This is a genomic window from Pseudoalteromonas sp. TB25 (assembly GCF_000497995.1).
In the GTDB taxonomy this organism is placed as follows: Bacteria; Pseudomonadota; Gammaproteobacteria; order Enterobacterales; family Alteromonadaceae; genus Pseudoalteromonas; species Pseudoalteromonas distincta.
Genome location: NZ_AUTI01000015.1, coordinates 1 through 2,403, shown reverse-complemented (window position 1 = coordinate 2,403; position 2,403 = coordinate 1). Strand labels below are relative to the sequence as shown.

3 protein-coding genes are annotated in these 2,403 nt (G+C 40.2%); all 3 read right to left on the bottom strand.

The annotated features are described in order from the left end of the window. A partial coding sequence (locus tag L652_RS0100230) for an aspartate carbamoyltransferase (protein WP_024594829.1) occupies positions 1–679 on the bottom strand: 679 nt, incomplete at its 3' end. Positions 680–793: 114 nt separating this feature from the next. Continuing rightward, a complete protein-coding gene (locus tag L652_RS0100225; RefSeq protein ID WP_002958913.1) occupies positions 794–1,228 on the bottom strand; it encodes a CopD family protein in 435 nt (144 codons plus the stop codon). Between the two features lie 15 nt (positions 1,229–1,243). Further along, positions 1,244–2,403: chloride channel protein (locus tag L652_RS0100220; RefSeq protein WP_024603162.1), on the bottom strand; the 1,160-nt coding region annotated here is incomplete at its 5' end.

The window sequence follows — 2,403 nt, the reverse complement described above, 5'->3', positions numbered from 1 at the left end:
CTGCTAAATTGCCTTCCATCTTATTTACTAGCTCAATTTTATGGCCAGCATTTTCTACTGCATCTAAAATGCTTGTTGGCATTTGTAAGCCGTCAGGCGCGACCATCGAAAACTTTACATTTTTATAATGGCACAATAGTTTAGATAAAGAATGCACTGTGCGGCCATACTTTAAATCGCCCACAAGCGCTATATGCATACCATCAATATTTTGACCAAAACGATGTAATTCGCGCTCAATGGTTAATAAGTCAAGTAATGCTTGAGTAGGGTGCTCATTTGGGCCGTCGCCGCCATTAATAACCGGCACAGTACAGCCGTCAGCAAATTCACTAACTGAGCCTGCATCAGGATGGCGCATAGCAACAGCGTCAGCATAAGCTGAAATAACGCGGGCGGTATCGTAAAGAGACTCACCTTTAGCAAGGGCTGAACTTTGCATACCTGTAGTTTCACGTACGCCACCGCCAAGTAAGTTAAAGGCGGTGCCAAAGCTAACTCGTGTACGAGTGCTCGGTTCAAAAAACAAATTAGCTAAAATAGCGCCTTCTAGCACCGTAGTTTGCTTTTGCTTTTTAGCATAAGGCTCCATTTTTTTTGCTACTGCAAAAATACGTTCAATGCAGTCTCTGTCTAGCTGATTTACAGACAGTATATGCTCACCTTGGAAACTTAACATGGGGTTATTCCTAATCAGTCAAATGGGCGCGATAATCCATAAATGGAGCACGCAATCGCGCGTGTTAAAGCAAGTATTGTAAATTGCAGCGAAGTTTAACATGCGCCGCAAAGCTTATAAATTAGGTTTTATTACCGCAAGTGCCACTATGATGAGCAACGCAATAACTGGGAGCTCATTAAAAATACGGTAAAAGCGGTCTGTCTTAGTGTTGCGGTCATGTTTAAAGTCATTTAATAACTTAAAACAGTAGCCGTGGTATATATATAATATGATCACCAGCACTAGCTTATAGTGCAACCACATACTGTATCTAAACCAATCACGACCATATTCAACAATGGTCAATACACCAAATACAGCGGTTAATACAGCAAATGGGGTAACGAAATAAAGTAGTCTGCGCTCCATAACTTTTAACATAGAGTTGCATGATCTTTCCTCGCTCATAGCGTGATATACAAATAATCGAGGCAAGTAAAAAATACCGGCAAACCACGCAATCATAAAAAATATGTGGAGTGTTTTATAAATCAATAATGCGCTCATAATAGTCCTTATTGTTTAAAGTAAGCTGTTACGAATGGTTAAAATATGATGAATTTGATCCCAGCGTAATAGCCCCATAATTTGTTGATTATCTAAAAGGTTATAAACGTAAAGCGCGCCACTTCTTTTATCTTTTAGGATATCGAAAGCATCGGCTAGGGTGGCCTGACTACTGATGCCCTGCAAGCTAATATAATTTATATTTATTGTTTCATTAGACATTAGCGTTAAATCGTATTCAGCGAGACGATAGCCATTTTCTTCGTCAAAAACAATTAACGGAGTTTGGCTATCCATGGCATCTAATGTGCTTTTTATTTGCACTTTGTCGTCAGAATAAAGCAATTTAAAGTCTTCATCCATATCATCCATTATCCCCACTTTTTGTAATGCTTCGGTAGCGGGAGATACATGGTACGGTAATCCCTGAAAATCTAGTTGCTGCAAAAATATGGAGCGATTTCCAAAAAACTGTAATGCTGTTACATAGGCCGTGGTGATCACAAGCATAGCTGGAACAATTATTTCAGGTGACGATGTAAGCTCCATGACCGTTGTTAAAGCAGCTAGTGGTGCATGCAATGTGGCGGCCATTAATCCGGCCATACCTAAAACTCCATAAGTACCCGCTATATCAGTGCCAGGACTAATAAACTGAGCAAAAAAAGCCATTAATGTACCAATTAATACGCCAAGTCCAATTACCGGACCAATTAAACCGCCCGGAATACCCAAACCGATAGCAAACAATGTAGCAAGTAGTTTAGCGATTAAAATAGTTGTGAGTAGCTTTACGTCATCAGGAGATTCAACCGCGATAGTTATTGCGCTCATACCAGAGCCCATAGCATGAGGCACTGCGTAAGCTATTAAGCTGGCAATGCACCCTGCAATTAATAAACGAGGGAACATACTTAAAGGTTTAAATGTTTTAATAATTAGCATTAAGTTTTGATTAAAGCTAAATGCAATTGCACCCAGCGCCATGCCGCATAATATTAAATAAGGGTAATGCCAACCACTCAATGGCGCTATGGTAATGAGCGCAAGCTCTGAGCCTTCACCAAAAACAAACTGTGTGGCCAGTGCGCCAGTAACAGCGGCAAGCATGATAGGTACAAATATATGTACTTTATATTCACGAAGTACCACTTCCATTACAAAAATAACGGCTG